Source organism: Pseudomonas sp. 05L36 (genome assembly GCF_056398125.1).
Map to the genome: position 1 here is coordinate 1 of NZ_JBFTOU010000069.1, position 2,580 is coordinate 2,580.

2 protein-coding genes are annotated in these 2,580 nt (G+C 57.3%); both read left to right on the plus strand.

Going from position 1 to position 2,580, the window contains the following annotated elements; all coding sequences use genetic code 11:
• The first annotated feature begins 115 nt into the window (after window positions 1-115).
• Complete coding sequence (istA, locus tag AC1DKH_RS30245) at window positions 116-1,615, plus strand: IS21-like element ISPpu27 family transposase (protein ID WP_477800216.1); 1,500 nt, start codon at window positions 116-118, stop codon at window positions 1,613-1,615.
• Window positions 1,608-2,411, plus strand: a complete 804-nt coding sequence (gene istB / locus AC1DKH_RS30250) for an IS21-like element helper ATPase IstB (protein WP_477800215.1) — start codon at window positions 1,608-1,610, stop codon at window positions 2,409-2,411. The genes istA and istB overlap by 8 nt, the downstream gene beginning before the upstream one ends.
• Window positions 2,412-2,580: the final 169 nt, after the last annotated feature.

Sequence of the window (2,580 nt, forward strand, 5' to 3'; positions counted from 1 at the left end):
TGTTGCCGCTGACCGAAAACTGACCCAGTAAAGGCTGTTCTGCCGACTGAAAACTGACCCAGGTGTTCAATTGCTTCTGCTCACTTTTCGAGCAGGAGAACACAGGGTGATCAGCATGGAAATGTTGGGAAAAATCCGGCGGATGTACTTCCGCGACAAGCTCTCGCTGCATCAGATAGCCAAGCGTACCGGACTGTCGAGAAATACCATTCGAAAATGGGTCAGAGCACCCGAAGCCACTCAGCCTGCGTACCAACGGTGCGCAACCTTCAACAAACTCAGTCCATTTCACGAGACGCTGGAGCAGGCGCTCAAGGCCGATTCGTTTCGGGCAAAGCACAACCGCAGAAGTGCCAAAGCACTCTTCGAACAGATCAAGGCCGAGGGGTACGACGGCGGCTACAGCCAGCTCACCGCCTTCATACGCTCGTGGCGCGGCCAGCAAGGCAAGTCTTTACGGGCCTTTGTGCCGCTGACCTTTGCACTCGGCGAGGCCTTTCAATTCGACTGGAGCGAAGAAGGTCTGCTGATCGGCGGCCTGTTCCGACGCATCCAGGTCTCCCATATGAAGCTGTGCGCCAGTCGCGCATTTTGGTTGGTTGCGTATCCCAGCCAAGGCCACGAGATGTTGTTCGATGCCCATACCCGCTCGTTTGGTGCGTTAGGTGGGGTGCCGCGTCGTGGCATCTACGACAACATGAAAACGGCTGTCGACAAGGTCAACAAGGGTAAAGGCCGCACGGTCAATGCCCGGTTTGCCGTGATGTGTGCGCACTACCTGTTCGACCCGGACTTCTGCAACGTGGCCTCCGGCTGGGAAAAAGGCATCGTTGAAAAGAACGTCCAAGACAGCCGACGGCGCATCTGGCTCGATGCTCAAAATTGCATGTTCCACACCTTCGAGGAATTGAATGCCTGGCTCGGCCAACGCTGCCGTGCGCTCTGGGACGAACTGGTGCACCCGCAATACAACGGGCTGACAGTGGCGGACGTCCTGGAGCTGGAACGCGCCGAATTGATGCCGATGCCGACTGCCTTTGATGGCTACGTCGAGCGCACCGTACGGGTCTCCAGTACCTGCCTGATCAGCGTGGCGCGAAATCGCTACTCGGTGCCGTGTGAGCGGGTCGGTCAGTGGGTCAGCAGCCGTTTGTATCCCACGCGGGTGGTGGTCATCGCCGATGAAACGATGATTGCCAGTCACGAGCGCCTGTTTGATCGAGATCAGGTCAGTTTTGACTGGCAGCATTACATCCCGCTCATCGAACGCAAGCCCGGTGCGCTGCGCAATGGCGCTCCGTTTGCCGATCTGCCGAAGCCGTTGCAACTGCTAAAACGCGGTCTGAGGCGGCACACCAATGGTGATCGAGTCATGACGCAGGTACTGGCGGCTGTTCCCATCGCCGGGCTCGACGCCGTATTGGTGGCTGTGGAGTTGGTACTGGAATCAGGCAGCTTGAGTGCTGACCACATCCTGAATGTCCTGGCTCGACTGACATCGACAGCAGCCCCTCCGTCCGCCGAAACCAGCCTGCAACTCAAGATAGCGCCTGTCGCCAATACGGCACGCTACGACCGGCTCCGTACCACCGATGAGGAGACTCGCAATGCGTGATCTTAAGGCGGAACTCAAAGAACTGCGTCTGCATGGCATGGCCAGCGCCTGGGAAGAACTGGCCTCGCAAGGCGAAGCCTCAACGACCTCGTCGAAATGGCTGCTTGAGCATCTTCTCCAACAAGAACATGCGGATCGAGCGGTGCGCTCAGTGAACCACCAGATGAACATGGCCAAACTCCCCATGCATCGTGATTTGGCCGGTTTCGACTTCAGCGCTTCCAGTGCAGACGCCCGCCTGGTCAGGGATTTGTCCAGCCTGGAATTCACCGATACCGCGCAGAATGTCGTGTTCATCGGCGGGCCTGGTACAGGCAAAACACACCTCGCCACCGCCTTAGCCGTGTCCGGGATCACGACGCATCACAAACGCGTGCGCTTCTACTCCACGGTGGATCTGGTCAATCTGCTGGAGCGCGAAAAGTACGACGGCAAGACGGGCCGCATAGCTCAAGGGCTGTTACGAACAGACCTGGTGATACTCGATGAACTGGGGTATTTGCCCTTCAGTCAGAGCGGTGGTGCCCTGTTATTTCACTTGCTATCCAAGCTATACGAGCACACCAGCGTGGTGATCACCACCAACCTCAGCTTCTCGGAATGGTCGAGTGTATTTGGTGACGCCAAGATGACCACAGCGTTGCTGGATCGGCTGACACACCACTGCCACATCGTCGAAACGGGCAACGAGTCCTACCGCCTGCAACACAGCACTCTGGCCGCGCAGACAAAGATCAAATCACGTGAACGAAAGCGCAAGGTCGAAGATGGTATCGAGGACGATGAGCTGCTCTGATCAGCACCGAAAATACCCTGCCGCATGCCCACATGCGGTGGGGCTTAATGCCTCTTCCACCGGGACACGACTGCTAAGCTTATCCACAATTGCTGATGCAAAAATCAGCAATCCGCCCTGGGTCAATTTTCAATCGGCAGGGTGGGTCAGTTTTCAATCAGCGCCGACA